The sequence below is a fragment of the Microbacterium sp. GbtcB4 genome, assembly GCF_019091465.1.
In the GTDB taxonomy this organism is placed as follows: domain Bacteria; phylum Actinomycetota; class Actinomycetes; order Actinomycetales; family Microbacteriaceae; genus Microbacterium; species Microbacterium paraoxydans.
The window spans coordinates 1-229 of record NZ_JAGXJJ010000802.1 but is presented as its reverse complement, the minus strand read 5'-3'; the positions used below and the strand labels follow the sequence as shown (position 1 = coordinate 229).

The window sequence follows — 229 nt, the reverse complement described above, 5'->3', positions numbered from 1 at the left end:
CTCGCACCACAACGCGCAGCTCGAGCAGCTGCGATCCCGTCCGGTGCTGCGCTCACCCGATCCGCTCATCGACCCGCGCGCCCAGGAGACCTTCCTGCTCCTCGCCCGCGGCCGCGTCGCGGTGACCAGGCAGCTCGACGACGCCGGCCGGCGGGCGGGCGAACTGCGGGCCTCGCTGCGCGCTCTCTCCCCCGCCGCCACCCTGGCCCGTGGCCACGCGGCCGCCCCC

1 pseudogene is annotated in these 229 nt (G+C 77.7%); it reads left to right on the top strand.

From position 1 onward, the window contains the following. Positions 1-229: pseudogene (locus tag KVS71_RS19665) on the top strand (exodeoxyribonuclease VII large subunit); the annotation flags it as partial.